Annotated in this window: 17 protein-coding genes and 1 pseudogene; 12 read left to right on the forward strand and 6 right to left on the reverse strand. The window is 32.4% G+C overall.

All coding sequences use genetic code 11. The annotated features are described in order from the left end of the window. From IJI93_RS05220 to IJI93_RS05230, 3 genes and pseudogenes are all read left to right on the forward strand, one after another. A pseudogene (locus tag IJI93_RS05220) lies at window positions 1-314 on the forward strand (hypothetical protein); the annotation flags it as partial. Window positions 315-322: 8 nt separating this feature from the next. Next, window positions 323-1,285 (forward strand): tyrosine--tRNA ligase, encoded by a 963-nt coding sequence (locus IJI93_RS05225; protein WP_292820910.1) that lies wholly within the window; start codon window positions 323-325, stop codon window positions 1,283-1,285. A gap of 3 nt (window positions 1,286-1,288) precedes the next feature. Beyond that, a complete protein-coding gene (locus tag IJI93_RS05230; RefSeq protein WP_366513281.1) occupies window positions 1,289-1,495 on the forward strand; it encodes a hypothetical protein in 207 nt (68 codons plus the stop codon). A gap of 72 nt (window positions 1,496-1,567) precedes the next feature. Here IJI93_RS05230 and tmk read toward each other — a convergent pair whose 3' ends face one another. Beyond that, on the reverse strand, window positions 1,568-2,146 hold the full coding sequence (tmk, locus tag IJI93_RS05235; protein WP_292820914.1) for a dTMP kinase: 579 nt from the start codon (window positions 2,144-2,146) through the stop codon (window positions 1,568-1,570). A gap of 81 nt (window positions 2,147-2,227) precedes the next feature. Here tmk and IJI93_RS05240 point away from each other — a divergent pair, with 81 nt between their 5' ends. From IJI93_RS05240 to IJI93_RS05270, 7 genes are all read left to right on the forward strand, one after another. Further along, window positions 2,228-4,729 (forward strand): U32 family peptidase, encoded by a 2,502-nt coding sequence (locus tag IJI93_RS05240; RefSeq protein ID WP_292820916.1) that lies wholly within the window; start codon window positions 2,228-2,230, stop codon window positions 4,727-4,729. Continuing rightward, window positions 4,729-7,158 carry a U32 family peptidase gene (locus tag IJI93_RS05245; protein ID WP_292820918.1) on the forward strand — a complete coding sequence of 810 codons (2,430 nt, stop codon included), beginning with the start codon at window positions 4,729-4,731 and terminating at the stop codon, window positions 7,156-7,158. The genes IJI93_RS05240 and IJI93_RS05245 overlap by 1 nt, the downstream gene beginning before the upstream one ends. 74 nt (window positions 7,159-7,232) lie before the next feature. Further along, window positions 7,233-9,158: a helix-hairpin-helix domain-containing protein gene (locus IJI93_RS05250; RefSeq protein WP_292820920.1), complete on the forward strand. Its 1,926-nt coding sequence runs from the start codon at window positions 7,233-7,235 to the stop codon at window positions 9,156-9,158. Between the two features lie 202 nt (window positions 9,159-9,360). After that, window positions 9,361-10,821, forward strand: a complete 1,461-nt coding sequence (locus tag IJI93_RS05255) for a sodium-dependent transporter (protein ID WP_292820922.1) — start codon at window positions 9,361-9,363, stop codon at window positions 10,819-10,821. Window positions 10,822-10,844: 23 nt separating this feature from the next. Continuing rightward, on the forward strand, window positions 10,845-11,561 hold the full coding sequence (locus tag IJI93_RS05260; protein ID WP_292820924.1) for a hypothetical protein: 717 nt from the start codon (window positions 10,845-10,847) through the stop codon (window positions 11,559-11,561). A gap of 47 nt (window positions 11,562-11,608) precedes the next feature. After that, on the forward strand, window positions 11,609-13,573 hold the full coding sequence (locus IJI93_RS05265; protein ID WP_292820926.1) for a phage holin family protein: 1,965 nt from the start codon (window positions 11,609-11,611) through the stop codon (window positions 13,571-13,573). Window positions 13,574-13,771: 198 nt separating this feature from the next. Continuing rightward, on the forward strand, window positions 13,772-14,284 hold the full coding sequence (locus IJI93_RS05270; protein ID WP_292820928.1) for a hypothetical protein: 513 nt from the start codon (window positions 13,772-13,774) through the stop codon (window positions 14,282-14,284). A 133-nt stretch (window positions 14,285-14,417) separates the two neighbouring features. Here the strand turns inward: IJI93_RS05270 and IJI93_RS05275 are convergent, their stop codons facing one another. Next, window positions 14,418-14,819 (reverse strand): DUF4405 domain-containing protein, encoded by a 402-nt coding sequence (locus IJI93_RS05275; protein WP_292820930.1) that lies wholly within the window; start codon window positions 14,817-14,819, stop codon window positions 14,418-14,420. Window positions 14,820-15,040: 221 nt separating this feature from the next. Beyond that, window positions 15,041-16,486 carry a B12-binding domain-containing radical SAM protein gene (locus tag IJI93_RS05280; RefSeq protein WP_292820932.1) on the reverse strand — a complete coding sequence of 482 codons (1,446 nt, stop codon included), beginning with the start codon at window positions 16,484-16,486 and terminating at the stop codon, window positions 15,041-15,043. A 426-nt stretch (window positions 16,487-16,912) separates the two neighbouring features. Here IJI93_RS05280 and IJI93_RS05285 point away from each other — a divergent pair, with 426 nt between their 5' ends. After that, entirely contained in the window at window positions 16,913-17,572 is a 660-nt protein-coding gene (locus IJI93_RS05285) for a hypothetical protein (RefSeq protein ID WP_292820934.1), read from the forward strand. Between the two features lie 109 nt (window positions 17,573-17,681). Here IJI93_RS05285 and IJI93_RS05290 read toward each other — a convergent pair whose 3' ends face one another. Together IJI93_RS05290 and IJI93_RS05295 are read right to left on the reverse strand one after the other, a co-directional pair. Then, window positions 17,682-18,554 carry a CPBP family intramembrane glutamic endopeptidase gene (locus tag IJI93_RS05290; RefSeq protein ID WP_292820936.1) on the reverse strand — a complete coding sequence of 291 codons (873 nt, stop codon included), beginning with the start codon at window positions 18,552-18,554 and terminating at the stop codon, window positions 17,682-17,684. Continuing rightward, a complete protein-coding gene (locus IJI93_RS05295) occupies window positions 18,551-19,165 on the reverse strand; it encodes a TetR/AcrR family transcriptional regulator (RefSeq protein WP_292820937.1) in 615 nt (204 codons plus the stop codon). Before IJI93_RS05295 ends, IJI93_RS05290 begins: the two co-directional genes overlap by 4 nt. 951 nt (window positions 19,166-20,116) lie before the next feature. On the opposite strand from IJI93_RS05295, the gene IJI93_RS05300 reads away from it, so the two are divergent. Beyond that, entirely contained in the window at window positions 20,117-20,521 is a 405-nt protein-coding gene (locus IJI93_RS05300; protein ID WP_292808974.1) for a helix-turn-helix domain-containing protein, read from the forward strand. An 8-nt stretch (window positions 20,522-20,529) separates the two neighbouring features. On the opposite strand, the gene IJI93_RS05305 is transcribed toward IJI93_RS05300, so the two are convergent. Then, entirely contained in the window at window positions 20,530-20,712 is a 183-nt protein-coding gene (locus IJI93_RS05305; RefSeq protein ID WP_292820939.1) for a tautomerase family protein, read from the reverse strand. Window positions 20,713-20,821 lie beyond the last annotated feature (109 nt).

Genomic DNA, 20,821 nt, shown 5'->3' on the forward strand with positions numbered 1-20,821 from the left:
ATTTTGTGAAATTTGAAGACAAGATTATACAAATAACTAGCATTGGCAAGAATAGCATTGTTGGAGATGACATATCCACAAATAAAAAGTATAACATCCCTATGAAAAGTTTAGATGAACTTAAGCTTGTTAAAAAATATGATGAAGTCGAAACTACAACAATCATTTCAAAATCCCCAAGCACAATCCAAATTTTAGATCCAAGCGATTATTCTGCAGTAGATTTGGAGATGAAAGAAAAATTCTCCGATTACAATATTGGAGATGAAATAAAACTTATTAAGATTAACGATTACATTTATTTATTAGATTAAGTGATAAAATGAATATTGAAGAAAAAATTCAATTGATTGAAGAAGGAACCTTAGAAGTTATAGATACAGAAGAATTAAAAGAAGTCCTTAAAAAAGAACAGCCTATAGCTTATACTGGTTATGAACCTTCTGGAAAAATCCATTTAGGACATGCAGTAACTGTACAAAAATTAAAGCAATTACAAAAATTAGGTTTTAAAATTAAAATCCTTCTTGCAGATTATCACGCATTTTTAAATGGAAAAGGAACTGTTGAAGAAATAGCTGAAACAGCCGAATACAACAAAAAATGTTTCCAGGCTTTAGGGCTTGACGAAACTACCGAATACGTTTTAGGTTCATCTTTCCAACTCGATCCAGACTATACTGATAAAGTTTATCAATTAGCTACAATGACTACTTTAAAAAGAGCTAGAAGAAGTATGGATCAAGTAAGTCGTGCCGATGATAACCCTAAGGTAGCTAGTGTGATTTATCCGATAATGCAAACCGTTGATATGGCTGCTTTAGAAGTAGATATCGCACTTGGTGGAATGGAACAGAGAAAAATCCAAATGCTTGCACGTGAAAATCTAGAAAAGATAGGTGAAAATGTGCCCGTTTGTATTCACACTCCATTATTGCATGGCCTTGATGGAGATGCTAAAATGTCTTCAAGTAAAGGAAACTACATTGCAGTAGACGATTCTGTTAAAGAAATTACCAAAAAAATCAATAAAAGTTACTGTCCTCAAGGAGAACTTGAAGGAAATCCTATGATTGAAATTGCAGAAACTTTCGTTTTCCCTAATCAAGATACTTTACTTATCAAAAGACCTGAAAAGTTCGGTGGAGACATTGAACTCACTCATGATGAGTTAATTAAAGAATTTGGTGAAGGAAACTTACACCCAATGGATTTGAAAAATGGAATAAAAGATTTCTTAATTGAATTCTTTGCTCCTGTAAGAGAATACATGGAGGGAAATTAAATGGTGGAAGAAAAAGAAGAATTTGAAATGGGTTTGCCGAATGGTGTTGGTGAACAGATGCTTGCTCATGCATTTGAAAAGTTCGATATTAAATTAGAGCAGACCGAATTCGGCCCTAAACTAATCGGAGAATATGATGAGCTTGTAAAAGCTAGAGACTTTTTGGAAAACGCCATTCGTGAAAGATTAAAAGAATTGGAAGGAGAATAATCATTCTCCAAACTTATTTTTTACTTATTAGTTTAAAGGAATCGAAAATAGTTCACATTTTTGAAAAATATATCATTGAATGCAATCCGGACAAATACCAAGATAAGGTGCTACCGCTTTTTTAATATCTGAAGATACCTTATTTACTCCATTATTCGCATCAATTTTTTCACACTGGAAATTTTTGGATATTTCTAGATAATTGGCCTTGACCTTTGTTAAGAATTCCTCATTTTCAAAAGTGTCCTTGCCAGAAGTTCTTGCAACAGATTTTTTCACATCCAAATCTAATAAAATTAACAAATCCGGCTTTTTAGCATATTTATTTAAAACTTCAATCCAATCTGCAGGTTCCTGATAAGCAAGTGATGAAATAAATGACCTATCTGAAATAAATATTTTTGAATCTTCACTTAATTCATCCATTATTAACATCCTATCTGCTGCAAAAAGAAGGCCTAGTGTTTTTTGAAGAGTGTCCGTTGTTGCATCTGGACGTTGCAATATTTTTCTAATTAGTTTTCCTACTTCAGAGTCAGTTGGTTCCACCAAGGTTTCAACTCTAAATCCATTATTCTCTAACCATTCTTTCAACATTTGGATTTGAGTTGATTTTCCAGCACCATCAATTCCTTCAAAAACTATGTACATAACATAGAATATGTTTTAATTTAATATATAATTAATTACAAAGATTTAAATGTATAAATATAATCAAGGTGTATAAATAAAATGGCTTTAGAAGAATTATTGGCCCCTGCAGGTTCTTACGATGTCCTGGTAATAGCAGTTAATGCAGGTGCCGATGCAGTTTATATTGCTGGGCAGAATTATGGTGCCAGAGCATATGCTAAAAATTTTACAATTGAAGAAATTGAAAAAGCAGTGAATTATTCACATTTAAATGGCGTTAAGGTCCATGTTACAGTCAACACATTAGTTAATAATTTTGAAATTGTTGATGTCTTAAAATATTTATTTAAATTATATCAAATTGGCGTGGATGCAGTTATCGTGCAAGATTTAGGATTGATTTGGCTTTTAAAAACATTCATTCCAGATTTGGAAGTTCATGCATCAACACAAATGGGACTAAACAATTATCCTTCATTTAAATGGGCTTCAAAAAACAATATAAAAAGAGTGGTTCTTCCACGTGAAGTAAACATTGAAGAAATCAAAAGAACACATGATAGACTTCAAAATGACAATATCAACATGGATATCGAAGTGTTCGGTCATGGAGCATTGTGTTATTGTGTGAGTGGAAAATGTTATATGTCCTCATACAATAGTGGAAGAAGCGGGAACAGAGGAGCATGTGCACAGCCTTGCAGAAGAGAATACCGTTTGAAATACAGAGGATACAATATAGGAAACGGATTTTTATTGTCCACACATGATCTTGCAACATACAACAATTTACAGGCCATTTCCGATGCTGGGGCAAAATCCCTTAAACTGGAAGGCAGAATGAAATCCGGCGATTACATCGGAACCATTGTTAACAGTTACAGAAACCTTTTGGATGGAAAAGAAGGAGACTATAAGAAAGATTTACATCTTGTATTTAACAGGAAATTCACCAATGGATACATCATGAACGATAAGCCTGGAGACGTGATGGGAAGGGGAAGTTCCGGCCATGAAGGATTATACATTGGAGACATAACCAACATTGAAGATACAAAAGTTACAATTGAAATTAAAAACAAGGAAATTCCAATTATTTTAGAGCCTGGAGACGGAATTGCATTTAAATACAACGGGAAAATCAAAGGAATCTATCTTGAAAATATCATAAAGCAGGATGAAAATGAGATTATCATTGACACAACACGTCTTGTTAAGGTTGGAACAGAAGTATTTATCAGCTATTCAAAATCCACCCACGAGTATCTAAAGCAGTTTGAAAAGGAAACCATCAAAAACAATGTTGGAATTAACCTATCCATGACTTGGGATGAAAACCTGAATCTTTATACGAAAGTTGAATTCAACATTGACAATGAACTAATAAATTTCAGACACAAATGTTTGGATAAATTTGAAAAAGCAAAAAATAAGCCAGTTACAGAAGAAACAATCGAAAAACAGTTGTCAAAAACTGGTGAAACACCATTTTATATCAATAAAGTCAGATTTAACAATATGCCTAAGGGCATTTTCATACCGATTCGCGAAATAAACCAAATCAGGCGTGAAATTCTAGACACCGCAACAGACCTATTACTGAAACATTACACTCCGACTAAAAAATCCGTCAAACAGGTCAGAAAAGATTTGACTAAATTTTTCGAAGATTATGAAAATATTAAAGATAAAAATAAAAGGAAATCACCAAAATTATCAATATTTATAGATGACCTATCACAAATAAAAGCGGCTTCCGGATTTGACCTGAAAAGGATATACTTTGATGGAAACTGCCACTACAACAACCCCGAAGATTACTTTTCCAATATAAAGGAGACACTGAAAAAAGCCAGTTTGATGGCATCGCCAACCGAATTGGTCTGGGTTTTGAATTCATTTATAACAGAAGATGAAGCGATAAAATGCAATGAAATCATAAAAGACCTAGAAAATGAGGGAATCATAATTTCCGTAATGGGCGATTTTCCGGGAATGAAGGAAATATTTGATTGTCCGATTTATGGAAACCATAACCTGAATGTTTGGAACAGCTTCTGTGTGCGAAATCTGAACGAAGCTGGATTCAAATCATTGATATTATCTTGTGAACTTTCAGGAAAAGAAATTAAAGAGTTGATTAACAAGAATCATGACAGGAATATTGACCTTGAAATGATTGTGAATGGAAACCTGGAAGTGATTGTAAGTAAAGATGATTTCACAAATCTAAATGACGGCAAAGACTTCATTATTTCAAACGATGCTGACTATGCAATCCTGGAAGATAAAAAAAGGAAAAAATTCAAATATAAGGTATTTTTCGACTACACCCGTCAAAGCCACATCATCAACAAGGACTGCCTATGCCTAATTGAAGAGATGAATGAAATTAAGGAATTGGGTCTTGACTCATTAATTCTGGATTGCAGATATTCAAATGAGAAATACACTTCCCAAATTTTATCGATTTATAATGAAAGCCTAAAAAACAAAGATCAAGAGGAATTGACCAAGTACAAATATCAAATTATGGATTTCTCGCAATCATACATCAACAAAGGCAATTACATTGAAGGAAGATTACACGAGGACAAATAATGAGAATTCCCGAATTGCTTGCGCCAGTTGGATCCATGGAACATTTAAAAGTTGCAATCAATGCAGGTGCAAGTTCAGTTTATTTATCCGGAAAGGACTATGGCGCGAGAAAATATGCAACAAACTTCACACTAGATGAGATAAACGATGCTGTAAACATTGCCCACCTGCATAATGTCAGAGTTTACGTTACCGTAAATACCCTAATTAAGCAGGATGAGCTGGAAGATGTCATCAACTACCTGTCAGACTTATATGCAATTGGAGTGGATGCTGTTTTGGTTCAGGATTTGGGTCTGGTTGATTTGATTAACAGACATTTGCCTAATTTAAAAGTTCATGCTTCCACCCAAATGACCTGTGAAAACCAGTTAAAATTGGATTATCTTGAAAGTAAAGGAATAAAAAGGGTTGTCCTTCCGCGCGAAATGAGAAAGGAAGAAATAAAAAATCTTAAAACAAATATGGAACTTGAAATATTTGCCCATGGTGCACTATGCTATTCCTATTCCGGACAGTGCCTTATGAGCAGCTTTAAAGGTGGCAGAAGTGGAAACAGAGGAACATGCGCCCAACCTTGCCGTCAGAAATATAAAGTTTCAGGACTTGAGAAAGAAGATTATTACTTGTCCCCATGCGATTTATCATTATATGATAAGCTAAAAGAAATTTCCGAGCTGAACATCAGCTGCATTAAAATTGAAGGCAGAATGCGCAATAAAGAATATCTGGCCATTGTAATCAGCAATTATAGGAAAGCCTTAAATAAGCTAAAAAGTGGAAAGAAAATTGAAAGTGAAGAAATAAGTTTGGTTTTCAACAGAGGTTTTGTCGAAGGGCAATTCAGCAAAACATCAAAAAGAAGCATCAGACCGGGTCATGTTGGCTTGAAAATAGGAAAAGTAATCTCAAGCGGCAAAAATCAGATTGCAGTAAGATTAAATGACGATTTGAAAAATATTCCCGAAAGGGGAGACGGATTGCTAATAGTTAAAAACAATAATGATTATGGCCTGGAAATATCACAAAATCCAGTGATAACTACATTAAATCACTTCCAAAAAGGTAAAAATAAACAGATTAAAGACCTGACAAGGAAAAACAAAGTTCTAATCATTAAAAAAGTATGGCAAAACAAGAAAAGCGATTTTAATTTAAATGAATCTGATGTTTATCTGACAAAGAGAAATAACCTGATTAAAAAAGCCCGTGAAATAGAAAACAAAGGAAATAGCTATGTTAAATCCAAATTAATCCTTACATTTTCCATTAAAAACAAATTTCCAAAACTAAAAGGTAGAATCACACTTGCAAACCACAAGGAAATAGAATGCGAAGTTGTAGGAAACACCCCATTTGAAAAACCTCTTAAAAAAAGCGTTGCGAAAGAGACAATTCAAAAACAGCTCTCTAAAGTGGATAATTATCCTTATCAAATTACACAAATCAATGTGAACTATGATGGAACTCTTTTCATTCCAATCAGCAAGATCAATGAACTTAGAAGAAACTTATTTGAAAAATTGGAAAGAGAAATTGCTGATTCATATAAACATGAATCCAAAAAAATCAAATTGGATTTGAAAGAATCAAAAAAAGAAAATAGATCCGCGAATATTTCTTTTTATACTAATAATTTAACCCATTTGAAAAATATTAAGAATGTTAAAAGAGTTTACTTGGAAATTCCTCCTGAAAATGATAACCCCAATATCAATGAAAAAGAAAATTACAACTTAAACTATATGATTAGCTTTTTAAAGGAAGCTTATGAAATTTCCTATGATAAAGACTATAAATTGATATGGAAATGGCCGGACATTACTCATGACAAATTGATTAAAGTTCTAAATAAAGTACGGGGAATTTTAAACAATATGAACTATAATATCCCTATAATGAGCAATAATTTCAAAGGAGATTATGGACCATATTCCATGAACATTACAAACTCACAAACAATTGAATCTCTCGATAACTACAGAATTCTTACAATTTCACCTGAATTAACCAAAAAAGATTATGAAGGCATAATAACATATTCCAATCCGGATAAAATAGAATTGCTTGTTCAAGGATCAGTTGAGTTAATGAAAACACGCTATCCCCTATTATACAAAAAGGAAATTAAACAGCTGAATGATAATTCTAAATTCTACTTAATTGATGGAAAAAACAATGCCTATCCAATCCATAAAAGCATTTCCTGTGAAGAACTTATTTTGTTCAATAGTGAAGAGCTTTCGTTGCTTAAAGAAATTGCACACTTGAAAGACATTGGTTTTTGCAATTTCTCCATAGATGGCCGTTGGAAAGGCGATGACTGCTGCAACTTGATTAATATTTATAACTCTGCACTAAAAGGCGAAATTAACGAAAAAGAGTTACTCAAATATAGTCCGAAAAACACTTTCGGCAATTACAAATAATACTTTTCAAATGCTCTTGGCAATGTATGATAATATATTAAAATATATACTATTTTTAAAAAGGGTTTGGTAAAATGCAAGGGGAAAAAATTACATTGCAAAACATAAAAGGGATTGGGGATAAAATCTCTGAAAAAATTCTTAACAGTGTTGGAGGAGAAGAAGAACTCCAAAAAATCGTTGATAATGTTGATGTTGAAAAAATATCAAATATTGAAGGAATAAGCCAAAGAAAAGCTATTGAAATAATGAACCAATTGCTTAATAATCCTAGCTATGAATTCATTAAAAGCGACAGGGCCATGGAGATTTATGATGACATCATAAATAAAATTTTATCATATTCAAATACGACATATTCAAAAAATAGAATTTTACTCCTTTCACCATCAAAAGACATTGGAAAAATAAATTCCAGACTCGATTTTGTAATGTCTGCAAAAGAACACGTTTCCCAACTTCCAATCATTAAATTGAGAGGTTTGATGAAAAATCTAAAAGAAGTTGAGGAAGCCAAAGCAGAATATGACCCCAGCAAAGCAATACTTGTAGAAAGTGAAGAAGATAATTCATATCTTACCGATTTAGGACTAAATCAATATTATCCAATCATCACCGCCAGTGATTCACCCCTGCTACAGGAAGAAATGATGAATTATGATTTGGTATTTTATGTTTATTCGCAAGGAATTCTCGATTTTGAAGGAATGCCCAACTTGATAATGGTCAGTATTGATGAAAATGATTATGAAATAGTTCCTGAAAAGATAATTAACTTTTTTGTACAGAATAAAGAATTATTTGAAAGAGTTCATGAAATTCAAAAAATCAGAAACAGGGAAAGTGTCTTGGGAGACATCATTCCTATCATCAATGAATTAAACATTATCGATAAAAGGGAAGTGGATATTGAAGAGTTAGTCAATTCTCTAAAATATGATATGGATAATGAATTAGAAAAATCAATAAAACAAGTTGATCTTGAGGGAGATGAAATACTCAACCTATTAAACAATAACTTCCCCCCAAAGATTAGCAAAATATTTGACGAAATTATCAATAAACGTAAAGAAATTATCCGTGAAAAAACAGGTATTAGTTTTGACCCATTTCTCAGAACATATCCTATCCAAATTGACGAAAATGAAATTCAACGTGTGACTCTAGAGCAGTCATCAAAAAAAGAAAATGATATATTTGACATTAAAAAAAGTGCTGCAATTCAGCTAAATTCAATTAAAGATAAAGCTATCAAAGAAGTTGAAGATGTAATCAAATTCGACTACGAATTTAGTTTAGGCAGCTTTGCATATGAATATGGGTTATGCAGACCTCAATTCGGCGAAGACATCAGATTAACTGGTGCACTTCACCTAGAATTGGCGCTTGAAAAAGATAAAGATTATATTCAAAAAGTGGACTACCAATTAACCCCAAATGAAAATATTGCCCTTTTAACAGGTGCCAACAGCGGAGGTAAAACAACACTTCTTGAAACATTAACACAGATTTCAATAATGGCACAAATGGGCCTCCCTGTAAGTGCCGATGCATGTGAGATAAAAATTGTTGATGAAATTTACCACTTCTCCAAAAAACGATCCCTTGACGCAGGGGCTTTTGAATCCTTCTTAAATGTATTTATCCCAATTGTAACAACCAAAAGTGAAAAATTAGTTTTATTGGATGAACTGGAAGGAATTACTGAGTTAGATGCTGCAGTTAAAATTATCTCCACATTTATTGACATGATTAAAGAATCAAATTCCTATGGAATAATTGTAACACATATGGCGAGGGAAATAATGAATTACACAAATATTCGCGTAGATGGAATAGAAGCAAAAGGCTTGGATGAAAATTATAATTTAATCGTCGATAGAACTCCAAAAATGAATTTCCTTGCAAAAAGTACCCCCGAATTGATTTTAAAAAGAATTTATGAAAAATCGGATGATGATTTAAAAGCAGTATATGCAAGAATTTTAGAAAAATTCTAAAACATTCCACCCAACCCATTAGCTTTGAACTACCTCAAGAGGTGGAGCTCAAGGATTCTTACTTTACATGCTATAGAAACTAATGCTTCTAGAATTACCGTGCTACCCAACAATCCCTGAGGTTCACAAAGATAAAAAAAATAATCCCCTTCAACCTATTCATACAAATAACTTTAATATTGTAGATAACATTATATTATTTATGGAAGAATATGGACAATGGGATTCCACTTTAACATTTATTTTTGCAATGATTGGAGTTGCGATAGGTCTTGGAAACATATGGAGATTTAGCTATATCGTATACTCAAATGGAGGAGGTGCATTTTTTATCCCTTACATTTTTGCAATAGCTATTATGGGGATTCCATTTTTAATTTTAGAATATGGGATTGGATTTTCATTTAAACAGTCGTTTTCTGAGATTTTTAAATCGATTAATCCCAAATTCGAATATATTGCGTGGATACTTATCTTTTCCATATCAATCGTATTAATATATTACATGGTCATTATTAGCTGGGACTTATTTTACCTAGTTAAAAGCTTAACTTTCAGCTGGGGAAGCGATACGGCAGCTTACTTCGTTCAAAATGTTGGAGGCAGTGAAAATCTTTCGAAAATAGGTAATTTTTTCATCCCCGCAGGAATTGGAGTGATTGTTTCATGGTTCATATTATGGTTTATATCCCATAGAAGCATTGACAAAGGAATCGGGCTTGCTTCAAAGATTTTAATACCAGCAGTATTTGTCATTATGGCAATCATCGTTATCTATGCACTAACACTGCCGGGAGCAAGTATTGGAATTGATACATTATTGTATCCAAATTGGAATCTTCTTTTTGACATCAACATATGGATTGTGGCATTTTCACAAATAATATTCTCTCTTGGAATTGGTGAAGCCCTAGCGTTAACATATGCAAGTTACTTATCGGACAATAAGGGTTTGACTGATAATGTATTCTTTGTTGTTGCATCAAACTCTAGTTTTGAAATATTTACAGCATTTGGAGTATTCTCAATCCTGGGTTACATGTCAGCAACATCCGGAATCCCAATGATACAGATAGTTAGTGAAGGTACAGGACTAATATTTGTCGTATTTCCAAAAATATTCAGCTTAATGGGAATTATAGGGCGTTTTTTAGCACCATTATTCTTTTTAGCAGTGCTGTTTGCAGGAATCAGTTCGGCTTTTGCATTTTTTGAACCGATAATAGGTTCAATCTCATCAAAATCAAATATGAGTCGTAAAAAGCTTGTGACAATATTAAGCATTATCGGCTGTTTATGCTCATTAATATTTACATGTGGAATAAGCAGTTATCTCGTTGGAATCGTTGACGGATTTGTAAATAAATTTGGGATATTGCTTTTAATTGCAATCCAATGTGTTGTGTTTGGATGGTATTACGGTGCTGAAAAAGTTATTCCTGTCTTAAATGAAAAATCAAGAATCAAAGTTGGTTTTATTTGGACAGCACTCATAAAATACATTCTCCCTATATTTTTAGTAATAATATGGCTAATTGGAATCGTTGATCTATTCATGACAGTTAATCAATTTGAATTGATGATTGATCTTGGGCTTATTATAATAGTCCTAACATTATCCTACATATTTTACAAAATGAAACCAAAAGAAGATACTGTATAAAATTTATAATATTCATTAAAATAATGAAGGCGTTATCTGTGGACAATAAAAAAATCATTATAATTGGCATAATACTGCTCATCATAGCGGCCGCCATCATTTTTGTAATTTTAACTTCAGTTAATTATGAAAGAATTGATATAACACCAAACGGAACAACCATAGAAGTTCCTGCCAATCAAACAGAATATGACGGAAATGTTGAGGGAGCAAAAATATGGCATTGGAACAATGGAATATTGCTTACATACAATAATCACGAAGACCCGAATTTTATCCAGGTGACCGAATTAGGATTCAATGCCATTAATGAACTAATAAAAAATGGCGAAAAACAAAACATTGATGGCATTACATGTTATGTAATAAATGCAGATGAATTATTAGAAATTCACATATTTGATATCATTAAAGTAAATTATAACGGCAAATTCTATTGCATTCCATTATCTAATGAAACTACTCACGACAATATTCTAATCTGCTGCAATGACAAGAACATAGCAGTTCACATGGCCAAATCTGTAGTATACAAAAATGTTTATCCGAACCATACTGATTTAGGCGATGCCATCTCCACCATAGAAAACATAACCGGAGATTTGCAGTCAAAAGCAAATGATTATGCAAACAGCAATAATTTAAGTGAGATCAGATCAGCAGTAGAAGAGAAAACTGGAGTTAATTTAGATTATGCTAAAACAACAATAGAGAAATACACTGGAAAGTTGCCTATCTAATAGCCGACATATTAAACTTATAAAATTAATGGAGAACAATGGTTACTATGGAAGTTATTAATGAAAAACAAACCCCCAAAAGAAATTTTAAAAGAAGTTTAATTGTATTCATTGGAAATGTCCTGGGAATATACCTTATATGCTTTTTAGGATTAGGAGTCGAAGTTAGATATTTTGATGACATAATCTTTTTAGTGCTATTTATCAGTTTGATTAATGCAATACTCTGGCCTTTTTTAACAAGAATAGCAATGCCCTTTTTAGTTTTAACTTTCGGTTTCGGAACATTAATATTGAACGGACTTCTCCTTCAGTTTTTCGCACCATTATTTGATATAGAAATTAAAGGTGCTGCAATGATTCTTGCCCCATTGGCGATGGCTGCCGTTACAACTGTACTGTCCTCATTAATAACAATTGAAGATGACAGTTCATATTACAGGTCTGTTTTAAAAGATGCGAAAAAGAAAAGAAAAACTAAAATTAAAGATTACCCTGGAGTAATAATCGTTGAAATTGATGGACTTGCTTACGAAGTTTTATGTGAAGCAATCGAAAGAGGAGACATGCCCACAGTTAAAGAAATGATTGACAGTGACAAATACAATCTTAGAATGTGGGAAACTGACCTGTCCTCCCAGACCGGCGCAAGCCAAGCTGGAATCCTTCATGGAAATAATGAAGGCATTGTTGCATTTAGATGGATAGAAAAGGGCAATGGCAATCAGATGATGCAGTGTTCAGGAATCAGCAAAGTTCCCGAATTAGAACAGAGAATCTCAGATGGAAATGGATTGCTTGTGGATAATGGAGCAAGCAGGTCAAATTTATTCTCAGGAGATACTGATAATGTAATATTTACATTCAGTAAGATAATGGAATTTAAGAAATTATACAATAAGGCATGGTATTCAGTGTTCTCCAATCCCAGCAATTTTGCACGTATCATTGCCCTGTTTCTTGCAGATATCATACGTGAAATCTGGTCGCAAATCATGCATTCAGTAAAAAACATTAGACCAAGAATAAAACGTGGAATAGTTTACATTCCAACAAGAGCTGCCACAAATGTATTCATGAGAGAAATCAATACTTCAACATTGATTGGAGACATGATGGTTGGAGATGTTGATGTAGCATACTCAACATACCTGGGTTATGATGAAATAGCTCACCACTCAGGAGTTAGGGACAATGACGCATGGTTTGCCTTAAGAGAAATGGACAAACAAATCAAACATTTAACTGATGCGAACAGATATTGTCCTAGAGACTATCAGTTTGTCATTCAATCAGATCATGGTCAAACAAATGGTGCTACATTCACCCAAAGATATGGTGAAACATTTGAAGACTTTGTCAAATCATTGCTTCCTGAAGACATGGCCATGTTTGCAAAAATGACTTCAAACGATGACCACTTCGCTAGAGACTATGCTCCATTTTCAAGAAAAGATAAAAGAATAGAAAAAGAAAAAGAAGAAGAACAGGAATTAAGTGAGTCTGAAGTTATCGTATTGGCTTCAGGTAACCTTGCCATGATTTATTTGACACAATGGGATTATAGATTAACATACGAGGAACTTAACAGTTATTTCCCGGAATTGATACCGGGCATCATAAACAATGAATATGTCGGTTTTATTTTAGTTAAATCACAAGAACACGGTGATTTAGCTATTGGAAAAAATGGAACCTATTTCCTAGACAGTGGTGAAATCGAAGGTGCAAACCCTCTTGAAGGATTTGGAGACAATATTGTACAACATTTAAAAAGAACCAGCTCCTTTGAACATACCCCCGATATCCTGGTTAACAGTTTTTATGATAAGGAAGCTGATGAGGTATGCGCTTTTGAAGAATTGGTTGGAAGCCATGGTGGAGCCGGCGGAGATCAATCCAAGCCATTCATATTATACCCTTCAAGCTGGAATGTCAGTGATGAGGATATCATTGGTGCAGAAAACATTTATAAACTGTTAAAAGAGAATTTAGCTGAATTAAAAAAATAATACTATTTTGAGCACGAGAAATTGTTTTAGTATTGAAATATTGTTCTAATTTAAGATTATGCTGAATAAAAACAATACTTATATTGGAAACATGAATTAGCTTTACATCCACATATATTGCACATGAAAATTTTAATATGTTTAAATATATATTCTAAGTAGGTATTCACTATGAATGCCGTTATTAGAGGTGAGATTATGAAAAAGATATTAGTTATTTCGGCAATTTTACTTGCAATCTGTTTAACAGTTAGTGCAGTAAGTGCAGATGATGGTTGGAGTTTCAATTTCTCTTCAAGTGAAAGCAGTAACTCTAACGGGGGAGCCATGTCATTTGATAATGGAAAATTAGTATTGCAAGATATTGAATTCAATGTCCCTGATGGATATAAAGAGAATGAAAGTGCACAAAAATTAGCTGAAGATGCTGAAGATGTAGCTGATGCTAAATATTCTGTTTGCCAATTCATTAAAGATGGCAAAGAAATATTTGTAAAAGTATTCTTCTTTAAAGAAGATTCAAATGAGGAATTCGTCAATTTAGAACCTGTAGATGATGAAGTTGAAAAAACTATTGCTGGAATTGACGGCGTTTATAATGCAAATAAATACGGTGATAATACACCTACTTTCAGATTCCTTAAAGACGGCAAATTAGTTGAAGTTAATGCACCAGATGACGACACACTTAACTCAATACTTAAAAACTAAACATGAGGATAAATCATTAATCATGATTTATCACCTTTTTTACAGAATTTTCTAAAAAAAAAAATTTAAAATTATAAAGATTTCCTTTTTTATCGTGCCTAAACCATTGGCTTGAATTATTAAAAACTAAAAATCATTGTAATTTTTTAATTTCTCTAAATAATTTTTTACGTGTAGTAAGCAAATGCAGTCCTAAAAATATTATGCTGAAAATTGAAGAGGATTTATGTATATATGAAATCTTATGCCCACCAATTGTAATATTTTTCAATGATTTTTGGCTAGAACAGATGCCAGAAATGATTGTTATTGCTAAAGAAATCAGCAATCCAATATTTATGATAAGGTCTATGGTTCTTTTAAGATTATATTTCCCCTTAAATATTGCTTTAAAATATCTTTTATTATATTTTATATGCAGCACTATTAAAAAAATCAACCCTATTCCAAGAATTTCATGAATTAAGATGGGAAGACTGGCAAATTCCAATATGATTGTGATGCCCATTAAAATGTCTACAATAATTTTTTTCATCAAATCTCCCTCACACAAATATATATTAATCCCATTATTTATATTTTTTAGTCATACCTAAATATTTTTATGATTATGTTATTGGCTATTGGAAACATGAAAAACATGAGAATCAAAAAAAACATATAAACTAATTCAATGAATAATTCTAAAAATTAATAAAAAAAAGCTAAATGGATGGCCCATAAAAAAACACCAATTTATAAAATATTACTTGAAAATTATTTAGAAGTGTCCAAATCATTTTTTATTAAATTCTTTTTATTATAATCAGTATTTCCGTTAGTCTGTTTGGAAATAATTTGTTTTAGAACACCAAAAATTGTTTTCAAAAGAACAAAACCATCCTGTGAAACTTGTCTTGCCAAATAACCCGGCCTCAAATAAAATTTAATAAAAGCTTTCTTCTGAATACTTCTTAACTCCTCACTTGAACAATCAATAGTTTCTAGAACAGGATTAAGAAGAGTATATTTTGACCAATCCCGAATAACAATTAAATTCTTCTTAAAATTCTCATTATAAAACTTAGTGCCAGGATAAGGGGTTGCTAAACTGTATAACGCATAATTTGGATTTAACCCATTTACAAAATCGATAGTTTTATTGATTGTTGCTTTTGTATCTTCAGGCATCCCAATAACACATGAAGCGATAGTTCTAATACCCACTTTACGGGCAATCCTAAATGCTTTTTCAGTTTTTGAAACTGTGATATTTTTGTTCATTTTTTCAAGCATTTGCTGGTCTGCACTTTCAACACCAATAAAAATAGTAATGCAACCAGCATCTTTCATTGTTTGGAGCAAATCTTCATCTAAAGTATCAACTCTTGAAGTACATCCCCACCAAAATTTAAGATTTCTTCTTTTAATTTCTTGACAGAAATCTCTAACAAATCTCTTGTTTAACGTGAATGTATCATCCATAAAAGCAATCGTATCAATATTTTCCTCCTTTAAGCGAAGCTCTATTTCATCACAGACATTTTGATAAGATCTTCTCCTTAATTTACCTCCATGTAAAGCCGCAGAAGAGCAAAATGAACACTTCATTGGACAGCCCCTAGTTGTAATAATCGTGGCCACATTCGTTGTGATATTTAGAATCCGGTATTTCTCCATAGGGAATAAATGAAATGCGGGGAATGGCAACTCATCCAAATCCAGAATAACAGGCCTATCAGGCGTTAAGACTAATGAATCATCAGTTTCATCATAAAATGCTAAACCCTTAACATTTCTTAAATCACCACCCCCCTCAACTGTTTGAACAAGTTCAAGTAATGTGTATTCACCTTCACCACGAACAACAACATCTACACTGGGTTCTTCCAAAACACTTTGAAATTCGGAAGTGGGATGATATCCCCCTAAAACAACAATAGTATCGGGTTTTACTTGTTTAATCTTATCCGCAGAGTCCAATGCAACACCAATTGTTGGCGTAAGTGCACTAATCGATACAATATCCGGTTTTCTTTTTAAAATCTCATTTCCGATCTCATCATATGTCAATTCCAAGGCAGATGCATCCAACACATCCACATCATAACCATTTTTTTCTAAAACCGCCGCCATATAACCTATCCCAAGAGAAGGGGCCACAACACCTAAAAACTTATATTTGGAATTTGTTTGAGGAGGATTTAAAAAAGTTACTTTCATCATATCACAGGCAAAATTGTAATTAATAAATAGTTAATATTAATTTTTTAAGCATATAAAATTTTTTCGAATTAAAAAAACAAAGGAATAAAATCAAAATACTGAAAAAGTATATAACCTATCATAATGTTGACTCTAAAGCAGCCCACTTTTTAGTATTGGAATGGATGCATCAAATTTGTTTAACAAATTTATCCTTATCCAATTCTTAAAACTTATCTAAATATGGTTTATTCTGCGTTACTTATACAAATAATTATGCACTACTGCATATTTTATAAATAACCTTTTAATTTTTATTATTTAGTAATTTTAAGATGCAAGTGAGCACTTACATTCGATTAGCTTTATATATGGTCTTTTATAAATTAATAACCAAGTGAAATAAACTTATTTATTTAAAAAATATTTTATAGGAGACAGAAAATGAAAAAAATGATTTTATCATTATTATGCTTATTCATTATTTCCTGCGGGATAAGTTGCGTTTGCGCTTCTAGTGACATAGCGAATGCAACACAGCACCAAGACTTTTTACAAAATGATACTCAGAACGTAACAGTTGACAACACTACAATAAATGTAGAACAAAATTCAACAGCATCCTCAATCGAAAACATCACTGCAGATGACAACAATACCCTTCCAGGTAATGAAGCTAATCAAAACAATGCAACAATTGACAATAGCTCATCCGTTAGCAATAACACAACAAATGGTCCAACATTAGACATTAAAGGTCCAAAAATTGATAATGATGATCCAACATTTGAAAAAATAAGAAAAATTAACTACTGGGAAGCAAAATACGATAAATACTGTGACAAGTATGGTGTTGGCGATTGGGCATTATATGAGTTGATTGTTGATTATTTGAGTGATTTTATTCATGGCAATGCAGTCAGTCCCGTAAATAAAGATGACGTCTTTCTTATTTTTCTTGTAGTTGAAAACCCTAAATGGAGTTGTAGTTATATTAATGAACAAATGAACGTTGCATATAACTTTTTGAAAGTGTCTAAAAACCAGGATTTTAGAATCGGAGGCAATGATGACCATGACAGGAATTCACGCAGAATGTTCTAATCTAATATGTTATTTCTAAATGGAACAGGATGTTATGATATAAATATATATCAAAGCACTGATTATATAATCAATTTCATCCACAGCAAAGATAGTATGAAGTCCAATACTAATCTGTTTGGACTTCATTATTACTGCCGTTGCTGTATTCAAGTAGTCTTCCGACATGGCGGGTTTCAAAGAACATGTCTTTTTTAGCCATGATTATAATAATTGTAAGTACTGTTATTACTATTGTCTCAAGGCATTTAGTCTCAGGAGTCAATGCAATTTTTTCCTGCATGAAATTGACGAAGAAATGGAATATCATACAGGCCAATATTGAACGGTCACTTTCAAGATAGACCCATGTGATGACAAATCCCATAGGGATTCCACTCACAAAAAAGTTAATCACATAAAGAGGATTCACCATAAGTCCTGCCTGATATGTTCCCGGAATGAATATTAAAGGCAAATGCCATAAAGACCATAGCACTCCAAAGATCATGGATTCCCAAAACCAGTTCATATAGTTACCGATAGAGTCCTCACAGTATCCTTTCCATCCCACTTCCTCAATTATCGCAGCAATCGTAATGGTAATAAATGCTCCAGCTATTCCAACACCGGTAAAAGAAAAGCCTTCAGTAAAGGAAAACTGGTTAATTGACTGTCCAAATGGCAATGACAGCAGAATAGAGCATACTATTACAATCGCAAACACAATCACTGCCCAAACTACATTCAGCCATTTTACTTTATAAAAGCCAATAATCTTATTTTTAAAGTCTTGCTTAAGCGCATCGGATCCTGACGCCATAATGAACACTGTAGACACAATAGCCGGAGCCATAAGGCCTATCAGCATGAGTAATGGACTGATGCTTTCCGGCAAAAAGATTGCAGGAATCCAAAATATCCAAGTAAAAACATAGGCCAGAGCAAAAAAGAGAACTGGCTTATATTTGTAGTTCCCAGTATTGTTTTCCGTATTGTTCACTCGACCGCCTCCATTTCACTCTTATCAATCAGGTCGTAAATGAAACTCATAGTTCCGCTTTCTGCCCCGAGAAGTTTTTCAGTCATGTCTATAAAGACAGCAATATCTTTTTCACTGAATTTACCTTCATTAAACGTACTGTCGCTGATGATAAGAAGCATCTTAACACGCTCAGGTATATTTTCACATTCGAATATGCCTCCATTTACTCCTTCATATATAACTTCGGATAAAAGTGGAGTGAGAACATTGATTAATTTTTGTCTGACTTTATAGTGCATCAACACATTTTCCGGCTGGAAAAGAGCATTCTTTACAGGCTGTTCCACTTCGGTAGGTTTCATCGATGCAATTATCCCAACTATTTTTTGCGGTACCGGAATATCCGTACTGATAATCTGCTCTGCCATTTCGGCCTCACTATCAATCATCATGTCTATGACTTCTTCAAGCATCTGCTCTTTACTTTGGAAATAATAGTAATATGTGCCTTTAGCAATCTGTGCTTTCTCTATGATTTCGTCAACACTTGTATTCTCATATCCCTGTGTGAGAAACATGTCATAGGCTATATTTAACAGCTCTTTTTTCCTTTTTTCACCTTTTCTCATAATATGCCACCAAATAGACCATCAGTCTGTTTTATATCACAATTAACTTCATATTCTTGTTAATCATTTTTCGACTTTCAGTCGGTTTTTTGTTTTTAATCCTAATATGGAACTTATAATATATAAATATTTTCACTGGATTTATAACCCATATTGATTAAATATTGCTGCAAAAAATAATGTTATCATAAAAGATTATCAATAATATTTTGTGTTTTTAAAGTGGAAAATAATAACGCTTTTTTTGAACTATGTGTAAAAAAGGAAGCTATAAAACACATATTAAAGCTAATTGTCATTTAAATTGTCAGTTTATCAAATTAGAAAATTTCAGATAAAATCCAACTAGGCTTCCAATTCGACATCATAGATTGTTTTACATTAACAAGTTAATGGCCAACAATATGTAGTAACTTGCTAGGAATAAATAAGAGATAGCAAGCACCATATTTTCAACATACGGAATACAAATTCCCCCAATTTGATTGGAGTGTTTTTAATTGAATGCTCTTTCCATTTCATAAAAACACCAACAGTTATCTATTCTTATATTAGTGTTTTAGAATTAGATATTTCGTCTTAAAACTATTTATAATTTATTATTTTTAAAAATAAACATTAATTTCAGAATGTAAAATTGTTTTCAGAATGAAATATTGCTTTAATTTGATAATAAGTGATAAATGAAACTTTTATATACATTGAATTTCATAATATCATATAACATCTTAGGATGTTTGGTCAACACAATACAGACCAACAGTTATGTATGTTGAATGAGGATGTGTCAAAATTTGTTTAACAAATTTATCCTTATTCAATTTTTAAAATTCTATTTTTTATATTATTGTTAACATCAGCATAGAGTAATTTATTATTGGAAACATAACACCTCTTTTTTAATTCATCAAACAAGAAAAATTAAAAAACTACAATATCCAACATATAAATATGGATGCTAAAAAGTTAAAGTATTATGAGAAAAAATACGAGAGAAATCCTGTTGAAGATGCAATCAAGGACATTAGCAACAAATGGACACTGCATATCCTAAGAGACCTTTTTCTGGGAAAAACACACTTCAACGAATTCCAGACAAACAGAAAAACACTTGACAATAAATCACTGACAAGATGTCTGAAAACCATGGAAAACAACGGCCTTATCAAAAGACTTGATGAAAACGATGAAATCACATATCATCTAACAGAAAAAGGACACTCACTAAACAAAGTATTCTACGAACTCCTATTATTCGCATTAAACAACGACAAAAACAACGAACACTACAACGATCATGAAAAAGAAGAATTAAAGGAAATGTATCTTGAAATATTGGATTTAAATCAAGAATAATAATCTTATTATTGATTGCTTAAAAGAACTCCACCAACACCGACATTGTCCGCCTTTCTTTCATTGAACAGGACATAAAACATGTCAATCGGCAAACCTGTTACCTTTGAAGCAGATTCTGAAAACTCTTTAGCTAATATTTCCTTTTGTTCTTTTTCTAATTCTACAATATCAAAACTAATTACTGGCATGTTAATTACCTCCATTTTATACTAATAACTTTAAATTAAGCATATAAAAGATTATTGTGGCATCAATGCCACCCGATTAATAATACATTAGAAAAACTTACTATGCTTA

The organism is Methanobrevibacter sp. (assembly GCF_017431965.1).
Taxonomy (GTDB): Archaea; Methanobacteriota; Methanobacteria; order Methanobacteriales; family Methanobacteriaceae; genus Methanocatella.

Bases quoted from the DNA above. Each gene is read 5' to 3' on its own strand.
- IJI93_RS05225 (WP_292820910.1), top strand. From the start codon at position 323: ATGAATATTGAAGAAAAAATTCAATTGATTGAAGAAGGAACCTTAGAA.
- tmk (WP_292820914.1), bottom strand. From the start codon at position 2,146: ATGTACATAGTTTTTGAAGGAATTGATGGTGCTGGAAAATCAACTCAA.
- IJI93_RS05240 (WP_292820916.1), top strand. From the start codon at position 2,228: ATGGCTTTAGAAGAATTATTGGCCCCTGCAGGTTCTTACGATGTCCTG.
- IJI93_RS05245 (WP_292820918.1), top strand. From the start codon at position 4,729: ATGAGAATTCCCGAATTGCTTGCGCCAGTTGGATCCATGGAACATTTA.
- IJI93_RS05250 (WP_292820920.1), top strand. From the start codon at position 7,233: ATGCAAGGGGAAAAAATTACATTGCAAAACATAAAAGGGATTGGGGAT.
- IJI93_RS05255 (WP_292820922.1), top strand. From the start codon at position 9,361: ATGGAAGAATATGGACAATGGGATTCCACTTTAACATTTATTTTTGCA.
- IJI93_RS05260 (WP_292820924.1), top strand. From the start codon at position 10,845: ATGAAGGCGTTATCTGTGGACAATAAAAAAATCATTATAATTGGCATA.
- IJI93_RS05265 (WP_292820926.1), top strand. From the start codon at position 11,609: ATGGAAGTTATTAATGAAAAACAAACCCCCAAAAGAAATTTTAAAAGA.
- IJI93_RS05270 (WP_292820928.1), top strand. From the start codon at position 13,772: ATGAAAAAGATATTAGTTATTTCGGCAATTTTACTTGCAATCTGTTTA.
- IJI93_RS05275 (WP_292820930.1), bottom strand. From the start codon at position 14,819: ATGAAAAAAATTATTGTAGACATTTTAATGGGCATCACAATCATATTG.
- IJI93_RS05280 (WP_292820932.1), bottom strand. From the start codon at position 16,486: ATGAAAGTAACTTTTTTAAATCCTCCTCAAACAAATTCCAAATATAAG.
- IJI93_RS05285 (WP_292820934.1), top strand. From the start codon at position 16,913: ATGAAAAAAATGATTTTATCATTATTATGCTTATTCATTATTTCCTGC.
- IJI93_RS05295 (WP_292820937.1), bottom strand. From the start codon at position 19,165: ATGAGAAAAGGTGAAAAAAGGAAAAAAGAGCTGTTAAATATAGCCTAT.
- IJI93_RS05300 (WP_292808974.1), top strand. From the start codon at position 20,117: ATGGATGCTAAAAAGTTAAAGTATTATGAGAAAAAATACGAGAGAAAT.
- IJI93_RS05305 (WP_292820939.1), bottom strand. From the start codon at position 20,712: ATGCCAGTAATTAGTTTTGATATTGTAGAATTAGAAAAAGAACAAAAG.